An 18,084-nucleotide genomic window follows, 5' to 3' on the forward strand; every position below is an offset into this window, starting at 1 on the left:
TAACCCTCTCGTTTGCGGTCTTCCATGGCGGCTTCGGACACTCGGTCGTCGCTCACCCCGGATTCGACGCTGTGCGCCGCGTTCGGTCCGGTGAGTGGCTCGGAACGCATCAGAAGTAGCCTTCTCGTTTGCGGTCTTCCATCGCGGCTTCCGAGACTCGGTCGTCGCCACGGGTCGCGCCGCGTTCGGTCAAACGGGACGCGGCCACCTCGGCGAGAATCGCCTCGTTATCGGCCGCGTCGGAAAGTATTGCGCCGGTGGAGGATCCGTCGCCGACGGTGCGATAGCGCACCGAACGGGTCTGCAGCACCTCACCGTCGCGCGGACCGCCCCAGACACCGGGCGTCATCCACATGCCGTCACGCTGGTACACCGGACGCTCGTGCGAGTAGTAGATGCTCGCCAGGTCGACATCCTCGCGGGCGATATAGCGCCAGATATCGAGTTCGGTCCAGTTGCTCAGCGGGAATACCCGCACATGCTCGCCCGGAGCGTGCTTGCCGTTGTACAGGTTCCACAGTTCGGGCCGCTGCCGCTTCGGATCCCACTGCCCGAAGGAGTTGCGCAGTGAGAAGATCCGCTCCTTGGCGCGCGAACGCTCCTCATCGCGGCGGCCGCCGCCGAAGACCGCGTCGAAGCGGTGTTCGGCAATGGCGTCCAGCAGCGGAACGGTCTGCAGCGGATTGCGGATACCGTCCGGGCGCTCGGTCAGGCGACCGTCGGCGAGGTAGTCCTCGACCTTCGCGACATGCAGTCGCAGGCCGTACTTCTCGACCACCTTGTCGCGGAACTCCAGCACCTCGGGCAGGTTGTGCCCGGTGTCGACGTGCAGCAGTGCGAATGGCAGCGGTGCGGGCCAGAAGGCCTTGAGCGCCAGATGCAGCAGCACGGTGGAATCCTTGCCGCCGGAGAACAGGATCACCGGCCGCTCGAATTCGCCCGCCACCTCACGGAAGATATGGATCGATTCCGATTCGAGCGCCGCGAGGGTGTCGAAATCGGTGATACCAAGAGAACGTGTGCTGATGGTCTCGGTCATGCTGTGTCCTTCTTCGCATGCCCGAGGGGCGCTACGTGGTTACGCAGGCTGCCTCCTCCGGGCCCTGACTCGGTCATGCGGTGTGCAACCCGCATTCGGTCTTGGCGAGGCCAGCCCAGCGGCCGCTTCGCGGATCGGATCCCGGCTCCGGCTTCCGCGTGCACGGAGCGCAGCCGATGGACGGATATCCCTCCTCCACCAGGGGATTGACGAGGATGCCGTGCTGTTCGATATAGGCCTGCATCTCGTCGTCGGACCAGGCGGCGAGCGGGTTGATCTTCACCAGTCCGAACGCCTCGTCGAACGAGATGAGCGGGGCGTTGGCCCGAGTCGGGGCCTCCACGCGGCGGATGCCGGTGACCCAGGCGTTGTAACCGACGAGCGAGCGCTGCAGCGGCACAACCTTGCGCAACCGGCAGCATTCACCGGCGTCACGCGCGAACAAATCCTTGCCCAGCAGCTGATCCTGTTCGGCCACCGTGTTTTCTGGCCGCACATTGATCACATTCACGCCGTACACGGCCTCCACCGCATCGCGGGTGCCGATGGTCTCGGCGAAGTGGTATCCGGTGTCCAGGAACAGCACGTCCACGCCCGAATGCACTTGGGCGGCAAGGTGAACCAGCACACCGTCCTGCATATTCGAGGCGACGATGTAGCCGGTGCCGAAGGTGTCCTCGGTCCATTGCAGCAGCTCCGCAGCCGAAGCGTTGGACCCGAGTTCGGCCGCGCCTTTTTCGGCGATCGCCCGCAACTCGTCTTCGGACAGCTTCGCGGGCAGGTCCGCCGTTACTTGATCTGTTGTCACGCTTGGTCTCCCGTTCACCTGAGGTCGGCCTCGTCGGCGCGAACGGCCCATTGGGCGAACCGCTCGCCGTCCTCGCGGTGCTTGATGAAGTTGCGCACCACCCGCTCGATGTAGTCACCGAGTTCGTCGGTGGTCACCTTGTGCTGACGCAGTTTGCGACCGAAGGCGCTGTCGAAGCCGAGGCTGCCACCGAGATGAACCTGGAAACCCTCGACGTGATTCCCGGCGCCGTCATCGATCAGCTGACCCTTGAAACCGATATCGGCGATCTGCGCACGCGCGCAGGAGTTCGGGCAGCCATTGATATTGATGGTCACCGGAACATCCAGCTGCGCATTGAGATCGGCGAGCCGCTCCTCCAGCTCCGGCACCAGCGCCTGGGAGCGCTTGCGGGTCTCGGCGAAGGAGAGCTTGCAGAATTCGATGCCCGAGCAGGCCATCAGGTTCCGGCGCCACAGCGACGGACGTGCCTGCAGGCCAAGGGGTTCCAGTTCGTCGATCAGCGCGTCGACCTTATCGTCGGCGATATCGAGAATGATCAACTTCTGATAGGGGGTGAACCGGATGCGGTCCGAGCCGTACTTTTCCGCCGCCTCGGCGACCTTGGTCAAGACGGTGCCCGACACCCGGCCCGCGATGGGGGAGAAGCCGATCGCATTGAGCCCGTTGCGCAGCTTCTGCACGCCGACGTGATCGATCGGCTTCTTGGGCTGCTCCGGCGCCGGACCGTCGATCAGCTTGCGCTTCAGGAACTCGTCCTCGAGCACCTGACGGAACTTTTCGATGCCCCAGTCCTTGATCAGGAACTTCAGCCGCGCCTTGGTGCGCAGGCGACGGTAGCCGTAATCGCGGAACAGCGAGACGACGGCCTCCCACACATCGGGCACCTCGTCCAGCGGCACCCACACGCCGACGCGCTGGGCCAGCATCGGATTCGTCGACAGACCGCCGCCGACCCACAGATCCAGACCGGGACCGTGTTCCGGGTGATTCACTCCGACGAACGCGACGTCATTGATCTCGTGCACCACATCCTGCTGGCCCGAGATCGCGGTCTTGAATTTGCGCGGCAGGTTGGAGTACTCCTTCTTGCCGATGTAGCGGCGCACGATCTCATCGATCGCGGGCGTCGGGTCGATGATCTCGTTCAGCGATTCACCGGCCAGCGGCGAACCGAGCACCACGCGTGGGCAGTCGCCGCATGCTTCAGTCGTCTTGAGTCCGACGCCCTCGATCCGCTTCCAGATCTCGGGGACGTTCTCCACCTCGATCCAGTGGTACTGGACGTTCTCGCGATCGGACAGGTCGGCGGTATCGCGGGCGAACTCGGTGGAGATCTGGCCGAGGGTCTTCAGCTGTGCGACATTCAGCGCGCCCGCATCGCAGCGGATGCGCATCATGAAGTACCTGGCCTCGAGAATGTCGATGTTCTCGTCACCGGTCCAGGTGCCGTCATAACCCTGTTCGCGCTGGGTGTAGAGACCCCACCAGCGGAACCGGCCGCGCAGATCGCCCTTGTCGATGCTGTCGAAACCCTGTTTGGAATAGATGTTCTCGATCCGGGCCCGGACGTTGAGCGGGTTGTCGTCCTTCTTGGACTGCTCGTTCGGGTTCAGCGGCTCGCGGTAGCCGAGCGCCCACTGGCCCTCGGCCTTGCGGCGCACCGGCTTACCGGTGCGGGCACGCGGGCCGGCCGGCGCCTCGCTGCGGGGACGGTCCGGGCGGACGCGCCGCTCGGAGGCCGGGCGCTGCGGGCGCGCGTGCGGCCCGGAACCGGGCTGATCCGGGTGACCGGCGTCGGTGCTCGACGTCATGGGGTCGCTCCTGCTGGGTGGGGGTACATCCGTGCTGAGAGCGTGAGGGGCTGACTCACGCGTGCGGTGTCAGCGGGCCGATGTCCATCGGAATCGGGAGATGACCGGGAAATCCGGGAATGGGCGCCGCTGAGCTACCGGGAGGAACCGGGCAGACAGCAGGCACTGCATACGCGCTTGTAGTCGACGTGGCGACGTGCCACAAGTCGTACTCCAGATCCGCGCATGCGCCTATTGTGCCACGTCAGGATGGCCGTTCGGACCGCCAGGCCGTATTTCCCGCGAAATCGAGGGAAATTCCCTGGACTGTCGGTGTCGATTGTGATGGTGGTCATAGTTAGCGGGCTGAATGCGTCGCATGATTCGTCATGATCATCGTAGGTGACCCGTCTCACGGCATATTGACCTCGAGCTACCTCGAGGTTGCACGCTCTGTGCCATGAGTACCACAGCTGCCGCCACCGATACCGACCTCGACGCTATCCGCGAGGTCGTCGCCACCATCCAGCACTCACAGCAGAACGAACTCGTCGACGAATTCGTCGGCCTGTTCCGCGAAGACGCGATCTGGACCACCGGTGGCGGTAAGCGGCTGTTCGGGCGTGCGGCCATCGCCGAATTCACCGCCCAGGTGCTGCCGGGTGCGATGCGCAACGGCACCGCGACCTACGAGGTCGAACATGTGCTGTTCATCCGCCCGGATGTCGCCGCGGTCAAGGTGGTCCAGCGCTATTTCGACGGTGACGGGCAGCTGTCCGGGCAGGGGTCGCCCATGTACGTCATGTCCAAGGAAAGCGGCCGCTGGCTGCTCACCGCGAACCAGAACACCGTCGTCGCCGACTGAACCCACTGGCATCGGCTCGGGGGAGCGGCGGGCACCGCAGGAACGCAGCGTGAATACCTCGTCCTTCAGGGCGAGGAGAAACGCGTCGACTCTGCGCCCGACGCGGTCCCGGTTCACACGTGTGGCTGGGCCTGCCGCTCGAAATGCTGAGCGGGCGCCGCCACCGGGGCGCTCGCTGAGCGACCCTCGAGCCAGGTAGCCCCCGCCTTCAGCTTCAGGCGGGGGAGGAATCAAAATGGTGGGGTGAGTTCTGCTGCCCCGATCGAAGCCGAGACGCCGGCCCTCGTGCTGCGCGACTTCGGGGGCGGGCCGTTCGGGATCTATATCCACGTGCCGTTCTGTGCGACACGCTGTGGGTACTGCGATTTCAACACCTACACCGCCGGGGAGTTGGGCACGTCGGCGTCACCGCAATCCTGGCTGGATGCGCTGCGCGGTGAATTGGCGACGGCGGCCGAGCGGTTCGCGGCGCTGCCGACGGCGACGCCCGAGGTGGCGACGATCTTCGTCGGCGGTGGCACGCCGTCGCTGCTCGGCGGTGACGGTTTGGCCGCCGTGCTGGCCGCGGTGCGCGCGCATTTCACCCTCGCCGCCGATGCCGAGGTGACCACCGAATCCAACCCGGAGTCGACGTCGCCGGAGTTCTTCGAGCGGATCCGTGCGGCCGGGTTCACCCGGGTGTCGCTGGGGATGCAGTCCGCCGCCGAGCATGTGCTGAAGGTGCTGGATCGGACCCATACGCCGGGCCGAGCCGTCGCCGCGGCATGGGAAGCGCGCGCCGCCGGATTCGACCATGTGAACCTGGACCTGATCTACGGCACCCCCGGCGAGCGCGACGGCGATCTCGACGCGAGTTTGGACGCGGTGCTGAGTGCGGGCGTCGATCACGTCTCGGCGTACTCGCTCATCGTCGAGGACGGCACCGCCCTGGCGCGCCGCGTCCGCCGCGGTGAACTGCCCGCCCCCGATGACGATGTGCTCGCCGCCAGGTATGAGCGCATCGACTCCCGGCTGAGCGCGGCGGGCCTGGCCTGGTACGAGGTATCCAATTGGGCTGCAAGCGATGCCGCCCGCTGCCGCCACAACCTGGGCTACTGGGACGGCGGTGACTGGCTCGGCGCTGGCCCCGGCGCACACAGTCATGTCGGTGGTGTCCGCTGGTGGAATGTCAAACACCCGGCGCGCTATGCCGATACGGTCGCTCGCGGCGGACTGCCCGCGGCAGGCTGGGAAACCCTCACCGCCGACGAACAGCACACCGAACGCGTCATGCTCACCGTCCGATTGCGCACCGGCCTACCGCTGAACGAACTGGCCCCAGCGGAAACCGCCGCCGCAGACCGAATCATCGCAGACGGCCTGGCAATTCGGTCCGGCGATCGGCTGATCCTCACCGACCGCGGCCGACTGCTCGCCGACGGCGTCGTCCGCGATCTCCTGACCTGACCGCATTCTTTCTGCCGCCAACGCTTGCGCGCCGCTACCGGACTCTTCTTCGATCAGCGGTGGGCACACGGCAGCGGATCGCGGCGATCCGACAGTGCGTGCGGTCGACAAGGTCCCGTCTTCGGTGGTGCATCCGCTGGTGGGACATCCGGGTCTTGTGAGTTCTCCGAATGTCTGCGGTAGGCCCGCCGAATAATGTTGGTTGCACTATCACAGATCGGTAAAGGCGCGTAGGCTGCGCAGCAACCCAAGGAGTCTTATGCCACCGGCACGTCACATCACGCTGATCTCCGAACAAGGTGAATTCGCCGAGTCGCGGGCCGCCGAAAAGGCGGAAAACGCACGTCAGAGTGCGATTGCCGCGCGGACCGTCGCCAGCCACGCCGAGAATGCCGCAGACTGTGTGGCCTTATTGGCAATGCTCGGTCTGGACGCGATGGCGGGCAAGATGGCCAAGAGCGCGCAGGCCCAGCTCTAACCTCCCGCGAGTGCGGCCACCTGCCGCCATTCGCGCGGCGACATGCCGTATGCCGTGCGGAATCGGCGGGCGAAATGCGATGGGTCGTGCAGGCCCCAGCGGCGCGCGATCATCGCGGATAGAGCGATGTCTGCTGTCTGGGCGCGGACCAGTTCGCCGCGCACCCGGTCCCGCCACTGGCTGATGATCCGCTGCTCGCGGCGGTATCCGGCGTTCGGCGGTGCGGCGCTGTCACCGGCCGGTTTCGCTCGCCGATAGCGGCCGGTCGTGCACTGTCGGTCGAGAATCGTGCAAAGTCGGGACTGCTGGCGCGGCCGCTTCTAGGCTTCGAAACAGTGATCGACGCAGGTTGGCTCCACCTATCCCGAAGAGGTCTCGTGTCCCGACCGCTGATACGGCCGGTTCACGATGCCGCACTGGATTTCCTGGCGAAGAACGACTCATCAGCGAAAGGGTAGGGACTCCGAATGAAGATCACCCGTAGCTTCCGCGCCGCTCTTGCAGCGCTCATCCTCGCTTTCACGCCCGTCCTGGCGGTTGCTCCCGCGACCGCCGCACCCCTGCCGACGATCGTGCTGGTGCACGGCGCCTTCGCCGACACCACGAGCTGGAACGGCGTCGCCGCGGTGCTGCGCGACCACGGTTATCCGGTGGTTGTTCCCGACAATCCGCTGCGCGGCCCGGCGAACGACGCCGCAGCCGTGCAGCGGGCCCTGGACACGATCTCGGGACCCATTGTGCTGGTCGGTCATTCATACGGCGGTTTCGTCATCAGCAATGTGCACGACCCGAAAGTTCAAGCGCTGGTCTACATCGCGGCCTTCGCCCCGGTGCAGGGTGAAATCGGGCTGCTCGAACTCGACCCGATCCGCTTCCCCGGCAGCCAGCTGGTGCCGCCGACACTGCAATTCAGCGTCGTTGACGATCCAAATGGCTTGGCGGGCAGGAATCTCGACAGCTATATCGCACCCGACCGCTTCAACGAAGTCTTCGCCCAAGACGTAGGCCCCGACGTCGCGGCCGATCTGATCGCCCACCAACGCTCCCTCGCCGTCGCCGCCAACATCGAACCCTCCGGCGCACCCGCATGGTCCTCGATCCCGAGCCGGTTCCTCGTCTCGGCCTACGACCACGTGATTCCCCCTGCCGCCCAACGCTTCATGGCAAACCGAATGGGCGCGACCACCTCCGAAATCGCATCATCCCATGCCTCCCTGGTCTCCCACCCCGCCGAGGTTGCCGCCGTGGTGGAGTCCGCCGCCGGCCAATGACCACTGGCCTGTCGAGTGGTGCGGTCGACAGCTCCCAACGGACGCACCAGCACGTTTCGTGTGGGCTCGGTCGACGGCCGGCGATATCGGACGAGCTTCGCCGCGGGCGTGAACACCCGCGGCGAAGCTCGTCCAGGTACCGCGGCTGCAGTGTCGGTCCAGGAGGGCGACTACGCGGGCCGGGGCATCGCCGGATTCCGGAGCCTCGGATCATGACGGGGATCGGTCGATCCGGCAACAGGTCTCGGTGCGCTGCGGCAGGTTTCGAACTGGCCCTGCGGAGTTCGCGGCGTGCGGCGCAGTAGCGGGTGAGACCCAGATCACAGGAGGCCCGGTAGTTCGCGGGCATGGGAACGGCAATTGTCGGGCGGGCAATTAGACTGGATAAACAGACGTACCCGAGGACGAGCGAGGAGGTGGGGCCATGTCGAGCACCGAGGATCGGCGCTTCGAGGTCCTACGGGCGATCGTCGCGGACTATGTCGCGACCAAGGAACCGATCGGGTCGAAGACGCTGGTAGAGCGGCACAACCTCGGGGTGTCCAGCGCGACGGTCCGCAACGATATGGCGGTGTTGGAGGCGGAGGGCTATATCACCCAGCCGCACACCAGTTCCGGCCGCATTCCCACGGACAAGGGCTATCGGCAGTTCGTCGATCGCATCTCCGAGGTGAAGCCGCTCTCGCCCGCCGAGCGCCGGGCGATCATGGAATTCCTGGAGTCCGGCGTCGATCTGGACGATGTGCTGCGCCGCGGGGTGCGTCTGCTGGCCCAGCTCACCCGGCAGGTCGCGGTCGTGCAGTATCCGACCGTTTCGGCCTCGACGGTCCGCCACATCGAGGTGGTCGCGCTGAATCCGGCGCGGCTGCTGCTGGTGGTGATCACCGATACCGGTCGCGTCGATCAGCGTCTCGTCGAACTCGGCGCGCTCGTCGATGACCAGGATCTCGCCGCGCTGCGTGGCATGCTCGGCGGCGCGATGGATGGCAAGCGACTGTCCGAAGCCTCGGCGGCTGTCTCCGAACTACCCGAGCGGGCTCCGCAGCGACTCAAGGACGTGCTGGTGCGCGTTTCGACCGTACTCGTCGAGACCCTGGTCGAGCATCCGGAAGAGCGTCTGGTCCTCGGCGGTACCGCCAACCTGACCCGCAATGCCGCCGACTTCGTCTTCCCCGGTTCGCTGCGGGATGTGCTCGAGGCGCTGGAGGAGCAGGTGATCGTGCTGAAGCTGCTCGCGGCGGCACAGCACCCCGGCACCGTGACGGTGCGCATCGGCGAGGAGACCCAGGTCGAGCAGATGCGCGGGACCTCGGTGGTGTCGACCGGCTATGGTGCGGCGGGTGCGGTTCTCGGCGGCATGGGCGTGCTCGGCCCGACCCGGATGGACTATCCGGGGACCATTGCATCGGTCGCGGCCGTCGCCCGTTATATCGGTGAGGTGCTCGCGGAGCGCTGAGGGGCGGCGGCAGGCCGTTCAGCGATTGCTTGCAGGTCGCTCGAAACGGTCAGCCGGCGTCGCTGTTACCCTCGACCTTTCGGCGGATAAAGTTGAGTGCATCCGACTAATGCTGTTGCAAACCAAGGACTAGAGAACTCAAGTGGCACGGGACTACTACGGACTGCTCGGCGTCGCGAAGAACGCGACCGACCAGGAGATCAAGCGCGCCTACCGCAAGCTGGCGCGGGAACTCCACCCCGACGTCAACCCCGACGAGACGGCGCAGGCCAAGTTCAAGGAAGTGTCGACCGCCTACGAGGTGCTGTCGGACCCGGAGAAGCGGCGCATCGTCGATATGGGCGGTGACCCGCTGGAGTCCGGCGGCGGCGGCGCGGGCTTCTCGGGTGCCGGATTCGGCGGGCTCGGCGATGTCTTCGAGGCGTTCTTCGGCGGTATGGGCGGCTCCGGCGGGACGCGCAAGGCGCGCGGCCGGGTGCAGCCCGGTGCGGATTCGCTGCTGCGGACCCGGCTCAGCCTGGCCGAATGCGCGGTCGGTGTCACCAAGCATCTGACCGTCGACACCGCCATTCTGTGCGATATCTGCCACGGCGCTGGCACCAACGGCAAGTCCAAGCCGGTGCGCTGTGAAACCTGTGGTGGTGCCGGTGAAGTCCAGTCCGTGCAGCGTTCGTTCCTCGGTCAGGTGCTGACCTCGCGGCCGTGTCCGACCTGTCGTGGTGCGGGCGAGACCATCCCCGATCCGTGCCACAAATGCGGCGGTGACGGTCGGGTGCGGGCGCGCCGCGAGATCGCCGCGCCGATTCCGGCGGGTGTTGCCAATGGCATGCGGGTGCGGCTGGCCGCGCAGGGTGAGGTCGGACCCGGCGGCGGACATGCGGGTGATCTGTACGTGGAGATCGTCGAGCAGCCGCATGACGTCTTCGTCCGCGACGGCGACGATCTGCACTGCACCATTCGGGTGCCGATGGTCGATGCCGCACTCGGCACCACCGTCGTCGTCGACACCATCCTGGACGGGCCGACCGAGCTGACCATTCCGCCGGGCACCCAGCCGGGTGAGATCTCGGTGCTGCGCGGCCACGGCATGCCGCGACTGCGCTCGGGTGCGCGCGGTGATCTGCTCGCGCATCTGGACATCGTGGTGCCGACCAAACTCGATGCCAAGTCGACCGACATGCTGCGCAAGTACAAGGGCATGCGCACCGGTGAACGTGCCGAGGTGATGTCGGCGCAGTCCGAGCACAACAGCGGTCTGTTCGCCCGCCTGCGGGCGTCGTTCAGCGGGCGATAGCCGTTGGCCGCCACGGTCTTCTATCTCGACGACATACCGGAGCCCGGCGCCATCGCGATCCTCGACGGCCCGGAGGGGCGGCACGCCGCGACGGTGCGCCGCATCCGGGTCGGCGAGGCGATCACGCTGTCCGACGGGAACGGTTTGCTGGCCGAATCGGAAGTCGTTGCGGCACAGAAGGACCGGTTGGAACTGACGGTCCTGAACCGGGTGCGGACCGACCCGCCGCGGCCGGGGGTGACGGTTGTGCAGGCACTGCCGAAGTCCGACCGTTCCGAGCTGGCGGTCGAGCTGATGACCGAGGCGGGTGCCGACGCCATCGTTCCGTGGCAGGCGCACCGCTGCATCGCGAACTGGGAAGGCAAGGCGCACAAGGCCGTCGAGAAATGGCGTGCCGCCGCCCGCTCGGCTGCCAGGCAATCCCGGCGCGCCTACATCCCCGAGGTGGCCGACCTACATCACACCCGCGACCTGCTCGACACCATCCGCGAAATCATCGCCGCGGGCGGAATCGTGGTGGCCCTGCACGAATCCGGCGCCGCCCGCTTCGTCGAACTCCCCTTCGACAAGGCCACCGAGATCATGCTGATCGTCGGCCCCGAAGGCGGACTGGACGAGTCGGAACTCACCGCCTTCGCGGACGCGGGTGCGGACATAACCTTGCTCGGCCCAACCGTTTTGCGCACCTCGACCGCGGCCGCCGTCGCCCTCGGTGCCCTGGGGGCACTGACCTCTCGTTGGTGAAGTCAGGGCCGGACGGCGCTGATCACCCACACGGCACCTCGTCCGTTCCCGTGGCGTTCGGTGCGTATGTCGTCGAAGCCGCCCGCGCGGCAGCATGCCGCGAACGATTCGGCCTGCTGTTCGGTCCACCCATGGGTCGCCAGGCCGGTGGCGCCGGGCAGCACCTGGCGCTCGATGGCGAGAAATCGCCCGCCGGACAACAGCACTCGGTGCACTTCGCCCACTCCTGCGGCGACATCGCGCCAGTGGTGTATCGAGGCCATCGACCAGACAACCGTCGCGGAACCGTCTTGGACCGGGATATGCTCGGCAGTGCCTTCGGCCCAGACAATGCGGGGGTCGCGGGTCAGGCGCCGCGCGAGCCGGAGCATTACCGGCGCCGGATCCACACCGGTCACGTGCGCGCCGCGGCGGGCGGCCGCCCGGGCCGCGGTACCGGGGCCGCAGCCGATGTCGATGACGCGATCCGCATCCGATACCGCGGCCAGATCCAGCACCAACCGAGCCTTGGCGCGCCCCATGACCGCCATCACGAGGCCGAAGAATAGTCCGGCGGCCCCGGCGAAACCGGGGTGGTCGGCGTGGTGGTTGGCGGCGGTGGTTGGCGAAATGTCCATCGGTCGTCCCTTCTCGTGAAACCTGCTCGTGGGTACCACCGACCTTGCCGGTTCAGGTCGACTTGAAGTCAAATGGCGACATGGAACTGATTCCGATCGGCGCGGCCGCGGCTCGGCTCGGGCTGAGCCAGTCGGCCCTGCGGTACTACGACGAGCGGGGTTTGGTGCGCCCGCGGACGCGGCAGGCGGGCCGCCGCATGTACGGCCCCGAAGAGCTACGCCGCCTGGCGTTCATCAAGGTCGTGCACCGGCTGGGTCTGCCGCTGGACACCGCGGCCGCCGTACTCGACGCTCCGGGCACGCAGTGGCGCGAGACCGTCCGTGCGCGGATCGCCGAGCTGGAGCAGGTGATCGAGCAGGCGCGCAGCGCGCAGGAGTTCCTGAATCACGCGCTGCACTGCCCGACCGACCATCCCGCTCGCGAATGCGCGACGATGATGGGCGGGCTGGACCGGCTCGTCGAAGGTATGACCTTCGAACAACTGACCGCCGAACACGGCGATCGGTCACGATCCGACGAGCCCGCCCCGGGCTGAAATTCCGCCGCCATCGCCTTGGACGCGTTGACGTTCCGCTGGTAGCGGGTCGGATGCTCGGTGTGGCACGGTGAAGACGGCGACCACGCAGAGGATTGCGACCGTGCAGCACGCCAGCGTGTACCAGAGGTTCCCGATGGGGTCGCCTTTGCTCGTCGAGCCGTCCACGGCGTCGAAGTAATCGGGCAATGCGGTCACCCAGAGCAACGCCATTACGCACAGATACACCACGCTGTAAATTCGCACGAAGCCATTCGTGTAGTGCGGTGTGTCCGAGTCGTTTTGGCGCAGCCGGAGCCACTGGCGAGTGAGAACCGGGATCGCGACAATGCTGACAATGACCAGTTCGGCCGCATAGAGAAATCCCCGCAACGGGGTGTTCCCGACGCCGAACAGCGTTGCCGGGATGGGCAATACAGCCGTCCCCAAAGACCCGAGTATGCCGATAACGGCAGTGCGCCAGACCAATTGCGGTCCGGCGAAGGTGCGACCCGCATCGACATGGCGACCGACGATCAACTGGACGAAGAACGCCAGCGACATCGGCCACAGCGCGGCGAAAACCACCACGCTCGGCAGTGGTACCGAATCGAACATCGGTTGATTGAGCGGGTTTTCGATCGACCATTCCCACCAGCGCAGCTGCGGTCCGAGATGGTCGAAGATCTCATAAAAGCTGTGGTGGACGAAGCCCACGCAGACGGCACCGACGAGAACGCCGTACCGACGGAAAACGCCGAGCATTCTGACGATTTCGAAGGCCAGTGTGGCCATCAGCGGGTAGATCGCGACGATATAGAGCGGGAGTCGGCCCCAGAGGAAATCCACGGTGAAAACGTTGTGCGCGAACATGGTGTCGACGTGTGCGTCGATACCGAAGGCCGCGGGAAAGTACAGCGGCGGTTCGATAATGAACAGGTAGGCCGTCGCGCCGAACCAGACCACGAGGTTGGTGGGATCGCCGTGACGACGCAAGCGTACAATCGCGTAGATCAGCGCGAGCACCGCGCCGAGGACGATGGTGAACTCGAGAACCGGCAGCGTCCAGTTCTCCAATGCAGCAGGGTTTCGCACCTCGACGAGTCCACCGGCCTCCTGACAGGAAAAGCCGAGCGCCTTCGCGAGTTGGTCGAAGGTGGGTGCGCAATGATCGGCCATCAGTCCCCCTGCGGCGCTGCGGCGGTATCGGCGGTGTACCAGTGCGATACGTCGTAACCTGCGTCATAGCGCTCGAACCACACATCGGCGAGTGCGGGCAGCTTCTCGTGGTCCGGATTGTGCCTGGGCAATTGACTGCGAATGATCCCTACCAGCGCGATGAGTTGTTCGCCGAGTCGTAGATCATCGAATGCGCGCGACATCGGGCCGTTGTCCTCGACGTGCAGCCGCAACCACTTGCGCAGCTTCTGCTTACCCCGGTGCGTCGCGAACATTGCCAGTGCATCGATGCCCCGATCCGCCAGCGGCACATGCTTATTGAAGCCGGCGCACGCCACCCGGATGACCTTCATGACGTGCCGGAAGATCGACGGTGCCATGCGCATCCGGTAGGCATCGCTGCCGACCATGGAATCGAAGATGATCAGCGCGGAACTTCGATGCTCGACTTCTTCGACGAAGTGCCAGATGAACAGCGATGCGACCCGGTCGTCGCCCGGCCGGAACAGGGTCGCATCGTTGTCGAGCATCAGTTTGAACACCGGGGTGAAGGTTGCCTCCAGATCGGCGGTGTAGGCGAGCCGATATTCCAGCGAGGTGTGCACGGTGAGGCGGTCGAATTCCGCGATCACTTCGTTGAGTGTCTCTTGCAGCCCTGGGTATCGCCTGATCAGAGCGTTGGCGTGCTGGCGGTGGGCGGTCGAGTGCTGCCCCTCCTGACGCACGAACGCATCCGCCTCCGCCGCGACCGCGGGATCGGTGATCCGCGGCATGGCCTCGCGAATCATATTGACGATCATCTTCTCGAAGCCGATCGCCAGGAAGGACACCGCATTGGCCATGGACGAGAAGGCCGGATTCGCTTCGTTCCACAGGAACGGTACGTCGTAGTCCGCGAAGGCGAATCGCATCTTTCGGACTTGTAGATCGGTCACTTGGCTATACCTCTGTTTCGGAAATGGTCTGGTAGCCGTGTTCGGACGCGCCGAAGCCTCGATGCGGCTGATCATACATACATCGATGCATGTGTATGATCTAAATCGTATTTGCTGGCCTGAACTGGGACAACGGCGATGGGGCGACCCTGTGGTAGCGTCGAGCCCCTGATCCGGACAGTCGGCGGGCTCGGCCCGCAGTCGGTTTCGCACGCGACGGACATAGGTTCGAGCCGAGGAAGCGAGCAGTGGCAGGAAGGCGTGGGTGGGGCGGGAGTCCACCGACCAGCGATGCAGAAGCGTCCCGTCGAATAGTCACCGCCGCGGTCGAGTTGATCGGACGAACGGGTTCGGAGATCAGCATTGCCGACGTCGCGGAGTCACTCGGTGTCATCCGTCAGACGGTGTACCGATACTTCCCCAGTGCGGACGCGCTGATGCGGGCCGCGGCGATCGCGTCGGTCGATGGTTTTCTGGACCGGCTGACACAACAGGTGAGCGGCATCGAGGACCCGGTCGAAGCCATGACCGAGGGCGTGGTCTACACGCTTGCCGAGGTACGCCGGACGCCCCACCTGGGGATTCTGCTCTCGAGCACATATTCGAATGTGCACCCCGAAAGCCTTACCTCCGAAGAGGCGCAAATCTTCGGAATGACGATGATCAAACGCTTCGATGTCGATTGGGCGCAGTACGGGTACGACGACGCAGCTCTGCAGGAACTCGTCGAATACATCCTGCGAACGATGCAGTCGTTCTTCATCGCTCCGGGCAATCCGCCACGCAGCGACGATGAGCTGCGTCGATATCTACGGCGCTGGATGGGGGCCGCGATCATCGCGCAACCGAAGTCGGACGGCGAACGCACCGATTGACCCGCTCGCCGACGGCGGCGCAAAACCGCTGTCGGCGAGCGTATGTCGCTCGGGTCAGTATTGCTGCCGGTGGGCGTCGGGTGCGCCGGGGGTGGGCTGCTGCGGCCACTGTGCATTGGGCTGCTGCCATTGCGCGTTCGGCTGCTGCCATTGCGCGTTCGGCTGCTGCGGCCACTGCGCGTTCGGTTGCTGCGGTGCGGGCTGCTGGTACTGCCCCGGCATACCTGCGCTGTTGGCCTGCGCGAGCAGTTCATTGACGCGGTCGCCGGATACGTTCGACGACGCACCGCACCATGTGCATTCCAGCGAGTGCTTGGTGCTGATCGGGAACAGCGGGATGAAGAAGAGCGTGAATTTGGTGACGAGTTTGCGCAGTGCGTGTGCGGCGGGATTGCCGCAGTTGCCGCAGACCAAGGTGATCATGGCGAGCGTGTGAATGCGCTTCTGCCAGCCCCAGATGAGCATGTGAAACCCCCGAGATAGAAAATCTGACGCCGGTTACCCTACCCGCTCGCCCGGGTCGGCGGACCCGCCATGCCGACGGCCGACCGCGTGTGGCCCGTCAGGTACCACACCAGGACTCCCGCGATTGCCACCAGCGCGCCGACACAGCCTGCCAGTTCGATCCAACCGCCCTTCGCATAGGCGAAGCCCGCGGCACTGCCGATGACCGCGCTACCGAGGTAGTAGGTGAACAGGTACAGCGATGATGCGGCGCCACGGTTGCCGGGCGCCATCGCGCCGACCCAGGTGCTGGCCACCGCGTGGGCGCCGAAAAACCCTGCGGTACATAGCGCTATCCCCACAACGACGGCGATCAGCTGGTCCGGGATGGTAACGAGAACGCCGACGCCCATCAGCGCGACCGATGCCGCGAGCACTCGGTGCTTGCCGATGCGATCGGCCATGCGTCCGGCGGCGGCCGAGGCGAATGTGCCGGCCAGATACAGCAGGAACAACGAACCCACTACGGCGGCAGGCAATTCGAAGGGCGGCCGGGCCAAGCGGTAGCCGAGGAAGTTGTAGATCGATACGAAGCCACCCATCAGCACGAACGCCAGCGCGAACAGTGCGAGCAGTCCGCGGTGGCGCACCGACGTGCCGAGATCGCCGAGCACGGTACGCATTCCGGCGGGTCGAGCGACGAATCCGCGCGAGGGCGGCAACCCGCGCACGAACCAGATCGTGCAGATGGCCGCCGCGATCGCGATCGCGGCCTGGGCCATCCGCCAGGATGTCAGCTCGAGGGCGAAGGCCGGAATCAACCGCCCCGCCAGCCCGCCGATCGAGGTGCCCGCGACATATACCCCCATCGCGGCACCCAATCCGGCGCTGCCGATCTCCTCGGCGAGGTAGGCCATCGCGACGGCGGGTACTCCGGCCAGCACCACTCCTTGCACAGCTCGGCCCGCGAGCAATACGTCCAGCGACGGGCTCAGCGGCAGTAGCAAACCGACCGCCGCCGCGAGCACCGCGGATGCCGTCATGACGCGTGTGCGTCCGAGCCGCGAGGACAGTGCGCCTGCCGGGATGATCGCCAGTGCCAGAAATCCGGTGGTCAGTGAGACCGCCAAGGCCGCGTGCGCCGGATCGGCGCCGAAGGCCGCCGACAGGCTGGGCAGCAATGCCTGCGCGCTGTACATCGAGGCGAAGGTGGTCAGCCCCGCGGCGAACAGTGCGGTGGTGATCCGACGTTCGTGCGATGTGCCCGAGACACTGGTCGAGCGGGTATCCGTGCTGGTCATGGCGCCTCCTGCATCCAGGATCGGCAGCCGACTTCAAGAAAGGAAATGAATAGTAATCTGGTATCTAATGCCTCGAACGCATAAGGAGAGCTCCGATCGTGCTGGGTGACGACCTGCTGTGGTTCACGACACTCGCCGAACTGGAGCGCGTCGGCGCGGCCGCCGAACGGCTGCACATCGCCCAGCCGACGCTCTCGCGCATGCTCGCGCGCCTGGAACGCCGCCTCGGCGCCGAACTGTTCGACCGCCACGGCAAACGCATCGAGCTCAACGACTGCGGCCGCATCTACTATGAGCACGCCCGTCGCGCACAGTCCGAACTCGACGCGGCCGCCCAGGCTGTCGCCGACCGCACCGATCCCGCGAAAGGTGTTGTCCGCCTGTCATTTTTGCACAGCTTCGGCCGCTGGCTGGTGCCGCAGCTGATCGGCGGCTTCCGCCGCGGTTCGGCCCGCATCTCGTGCACCCTCTGGCAGGGCGCGTTCGACGCGGTGGTCGATCAGATACTCGATGGCACAGCGGATTTGGCGATCGTGTCGCCCCGGCCATCGGCCGCCGGACTGGGCTGGCACAAACTGCTGGACCAGCCGCTGGTGCTCGCCGTCCCCGCCGAACACCGGCTGGCCGCGCGTCGGCATATTCGGTTCGCCGATCTCGCCGATACGGAATTCATCACGATGCCAACGGGTTTCGGTATGCGCCGAATACTCGAGGAATTGTCCGCGGCCGCGAATATCCGTCCGCGCATCGCCTTCGAGTCGACCGATCTGGTCACGGTCGCGGGTCTGGTCGCGGCCGGGCTCGGCGTTGCGGTGCTACCGCTGGAAGATCCGATTCCGGCCACGGGCGCACTATCGGGCCTGGTGACCGTCCCGCTCGCCGATGCGGGGGCCGTACGCGATGTCGGGCTGATCTGGTCGGCGACCGCCCCGCCATCGGACGCCGTGCGTCGATTTCGTGACTTCACCGAGGATTGGGCCCGGCGGCGCGGGGGAATCCAGATGCCACGGCGGTAGCGAGCGAT

20 protein-coding genes are annotated in these 18,084 nt (G+C 65.9%); 10 read left to right on the plus strand and 10 right to left on the minus strand.

The genetic code is table 11. The features are described 5' to 3' along the window. Positions 1 to 109: 109 nt before the first annotated feature. The 4 genes from cysD to ACWEO2_RS29830 all read right to left on the minus strand — a co-directional run bounded on the left by cysD (position 110) and on the right by ACWEO2_RS29830 (position 3,996). Positions 110 to 1,039, minus strand: coding sequence for a sulfate adenylyltransferase subunit CysD (gene cysD / locus ACWEO2_RS29815; RefSeq protein ID WP_452408358.1), 930 nt, complete (start codon positions 1,037 to 1,039; stop codon positions 110 to 112). Between the two features lie 73 nt (positions 1,040 to 1,112). Next, entirely contained in the window at positions 1,113 to 1,898 is a 786-nt protein-coding gene (locus tag ACWEO2_RS29820; RefSeq protein WP_452408359.1) for a phosphoadenylyl-sulfate reductase, read from the minus strand. Then, a complete protein-coding gene (locus ACWEO2_RS29825) occupies positions 1,862 to 3,661 on the minus strand; it encodes a nitrite/sulfite reductase (protein WP_452408360.1) in 1,800 nt (599 codons plus the stop codon). The genes ACWEO2_RS29820 and ACWEO2_RS29825 overlap by 37 nt, the downstream gene beginning before the upstream one ends. Before the next feature lie 134 nt (positions 3,662 to 3,795). After that, entirely contained in the window at positions 3,796 to 3,996 is a 201-nt protein-coding gene (locus ACWEO2_RS29830) for an Ms4527A family Cys-rich leader peptide (protein ID WP_452408361.1), read from the minus strand. Between the two features lie 104 nt (positions 3,997 to 4,100). Here ACWEO2_RS29830 and ACWEO2_RS29835 point away from each other — a divergent pair, with 104 nt between their 5' ends. The 3 genes from ACWEO2_RS29835 to ACWEO2_RS29845 all read left to right on the plus strand — a co-directional run bounded on the left by ACWEO2_RS29835 (position 4,101) and on the right by ACWEO2_RS29845 (position 6,429). Continuing rightward, positions 4,101 to 4,505, plus strand: a complete 405-nt coding sequence (locus tag ACWEO2_RS29835; protein WP_354952851.1) for an SgcJ/EcaC family oxidoreductase — start codon at positions 4,101 to 4,103, stop codon at positions 4,503 to 4,505. A 243-nt stretch (positions 4,506 to 4,748) separates the two neighbouring features. Beyond that, the gene (hemW, locus tag ACWEO2_RS29840) at positions 4,749 to 5,951 is read left to right on the plus strand and encodes a radical SAM family heme chaperone HemW (protein WP_452408362.1); all 1,203 of its coding nucleotides are present in this window, start codon (positions 4,749 to 4,751) and stop codon (positions 5,949 to 5,951) included. Between the two features lie 259 nt (positions 5,952 to 6,210). Next, positions 6,211 to 6,429, plus strand: a complete 219-nt coding sequence (locus ACWEO2_RS29845; protein WP_354952849.1) for a hypothetical protein — start codon at positions 6,211 to 6,213, stop codon at positions 6,427 to 6,429. Here the strand turns inward: ACWEO2_RS29845 and ACWEO2_RS29850 are convergent. Further along, a complete protein-coding gene (locus tag ACWEO2_RS29850; RefSeq protein WP_452408423.1) occupies positions 6,426 to 6,716 on the minus strand; it encodes an AraC family transcriptional regulator in 291 nt (96 codons plus the stop codon). The genes ACWEO2_RS29845 and ACWEO2_RS29850 overlap by 4 nt on opposite strands. Positions 6,717 to 6,896: 180 nt before the next feature. On the opposite strand from ACWEO2_RS29850, the gene ACWEO2_RS29855 reads away from it, so the two are divergent. From ACWEO2_RS29855 to ACWEO2_RS29870, 4 genes are all read left to right on the plus strand, one after another. Next, positions 6,897 to 7,700 (plus strand): alpha/beta fold hydrolase, encoded by an 804-nt coding sequence (locus tag ACWEO2_RS29855; RefSeq protein WP_452408363.1) that lies wholly within the window; start codon positions 6,897 to 6,899, stop codon positions 7,698 to 7,700. Between the two features lie 424 nt (positions 7,701 to 8,124). After that, positions 8,125 to 9,156, plus strand: coding sequence for a heat-inducible transcriptional repressor HrcA (gene hrcA / locus ACWEO2_RS29860; protein ID WP_452408364.1), 1,032 nt, complete (start codon positions 8,125 to 8,127; stop codon positions 9,154 to 9,156). Between the two features lie 142 nt (positions 9,157 to 9,298). Continuing rightward, the gene (dnaJ, locus tag ACWEO2_RS29865) at positions 9,299 to 10,450 is read left to right on the plus strand and encodes a molecular chaperone DnaJ (protein WP_354952843.1); all 1,152 of its coding nucleotides are present in this window, start codon (positions 9,299 to 9,301) and stop codon (positions 10,448 to 10,450) included. Positions 10,451 to 10,453: 3 nt separating this feature from the next. Then, positions 10,454 to 11,194 carry a 16S rRNA (uracil(1498)-N(3))-methyltransferase gene (locus tag ACWEO2_RS29870; protein ID WP_452408365.1) on the plus strand — a complete coding sequence of 247 codons (741 nt, stop codon included), beginning with the start codon at positions 10,454 to 10,456 and terminating at the stop codon, positions 11,192 to 11,194. A 2-nt stretch (positions 11,195 to 11,196) separates the two neighbouring features. Here ACWEO2_RS29870 and ACWEO2_RS29875 read toward each other — a convergent pair whose 3' ends face one another. Next, the gene (locus ACWEO2_RS29875; protein WP_452408366.1) at positions 11,197 to 11,811 is read right to left on the minus strand and encodes a class I SAM-dependent methyltransferase; all 615 of its coding nucleotides are present in this window, start codon (positions 11,809 to 11,811) and stop codon (positions 11,197 to 11,199) included. Positions 11,812 to 11,891: 80 nt separating this feature from the next. Between ACWEO2_RS29875 and ACWEO2_RS29880 the strand changes: the two genes are divergently transcribed. Further along, positions 11,892 to 12,347, plus strand: coding sequence for a MerR family transcriptional regulator (locus tag ACWEO2_RS29880; protein WP_452408367.1), 456 nt, complete (start codon positions 11,892 to 11,894; stop codon positions 12,345 to 12,347). Here ACWEO2_RS29880 and ACWEO2_RS29885 read toward each other — a convergent pair. Continuing rightward, a complete protein-coding gene (locus tag ACWEO2_RS29885) occupies positions 12,318 to 13,505 on the minus strand; it encodes a hypothetical protein (RefSeq protein ID WP_452408368.1) in 1,188 nt (395 codons plus the stop codon). The genes ACWEO2_RS29880 and ACWEO2_RS29885 overlap by 30 nt on opposite strands. Continuing rightward, positions 13,505 to 14,440 carry a metal-dependent hydrolase gene (locus ACWEO2_RS29890; RefSeq protein WP_452408369.1) on the minus strand — a complete coding sequence of 312 codons (936 nt, stop codon included), beginning with the start codon at positions 14,438 to 14,440 and terminating at the stop codon, positions 13,505 to 13,507. Before ACWEO2_RS29890 ends, ACWEO2_RS29885 begins: the two co-directional genes overlap by 1 nt. Before the next feature lie 248 nt (positions 14,441 to 14,688). Here ACWEO2_RS29890 and ACWEO2_RS29895 point away from each other — a divergent pair, with 248 nt between their 5' ends. Beyond that, positions 14,689 to 15,315, plus strand: coding sequence for a TetR/AcrR family transcriptional regulator (locus ACWEO2_RS29895; protein WP_354952832.1), 627 nt, complete (start codon positions 14,689 to 14,691; stop codon positions 15,313 to 15,315). A 54-nt stretch (positions 15,316 to 15,369) separates the two neighbouring features. Here ACWEO2_RS29895 and ACWEO2_RS29900 read toward each other — a convergent pair whose 3' ends face one another. Together ACWEO2_RS29900 and ACWEO2_RS29905 are read right to left on the minus strand one after the other, a co-directional pair. Beyond that, on the minus strand, positions 15,370 to 15,780 hold the full coding sequence (locus ACWEO2_RS29900) for a hypothetical protein (protein ID WP_452408370.1): 411 nt from the start codon (positions 15,778 to 15,780) through the stop codon (positions 15,370 to 15,372). Positions 15,781 to 15,818: 38 nt separating this feature from the next. Continuing rightward, positions 15,819 to 17,060, minus strand: a complete 1,242-nt coding sequence (locus ACWEO2_RS29905; RefSeq protein WP_452408371.1) for an MFS transporter — start codon at positions 17,058 to 17,060, stop codon at positions 15,819 to 15,821. 98 nt (positions 17,061 to 17,158) lie between these two features. Here ACWEO2_RS29905 and ACWEO2_RS29910 point away from each other — a divergent pair, with 98 nt between their 5' ends. Continuing rightward, positions 17,159 to 18,076 (plus strand): LysR family transcriptional regulator, encoded by a 918-nt coding sequence (locus ACWEO2_RS29910; RefSeq protein WP_452408372.1) that lies wholly within the window; start codon positions 17,159 to 17,161, stop codon positions 18,074 to 18,076. Positions 18,077 to 18,084: the final 8 nt, after the last annotated feature.

This window comes from Nocardia sp. NPDC004278 (genome assembly GCF_053602975.1).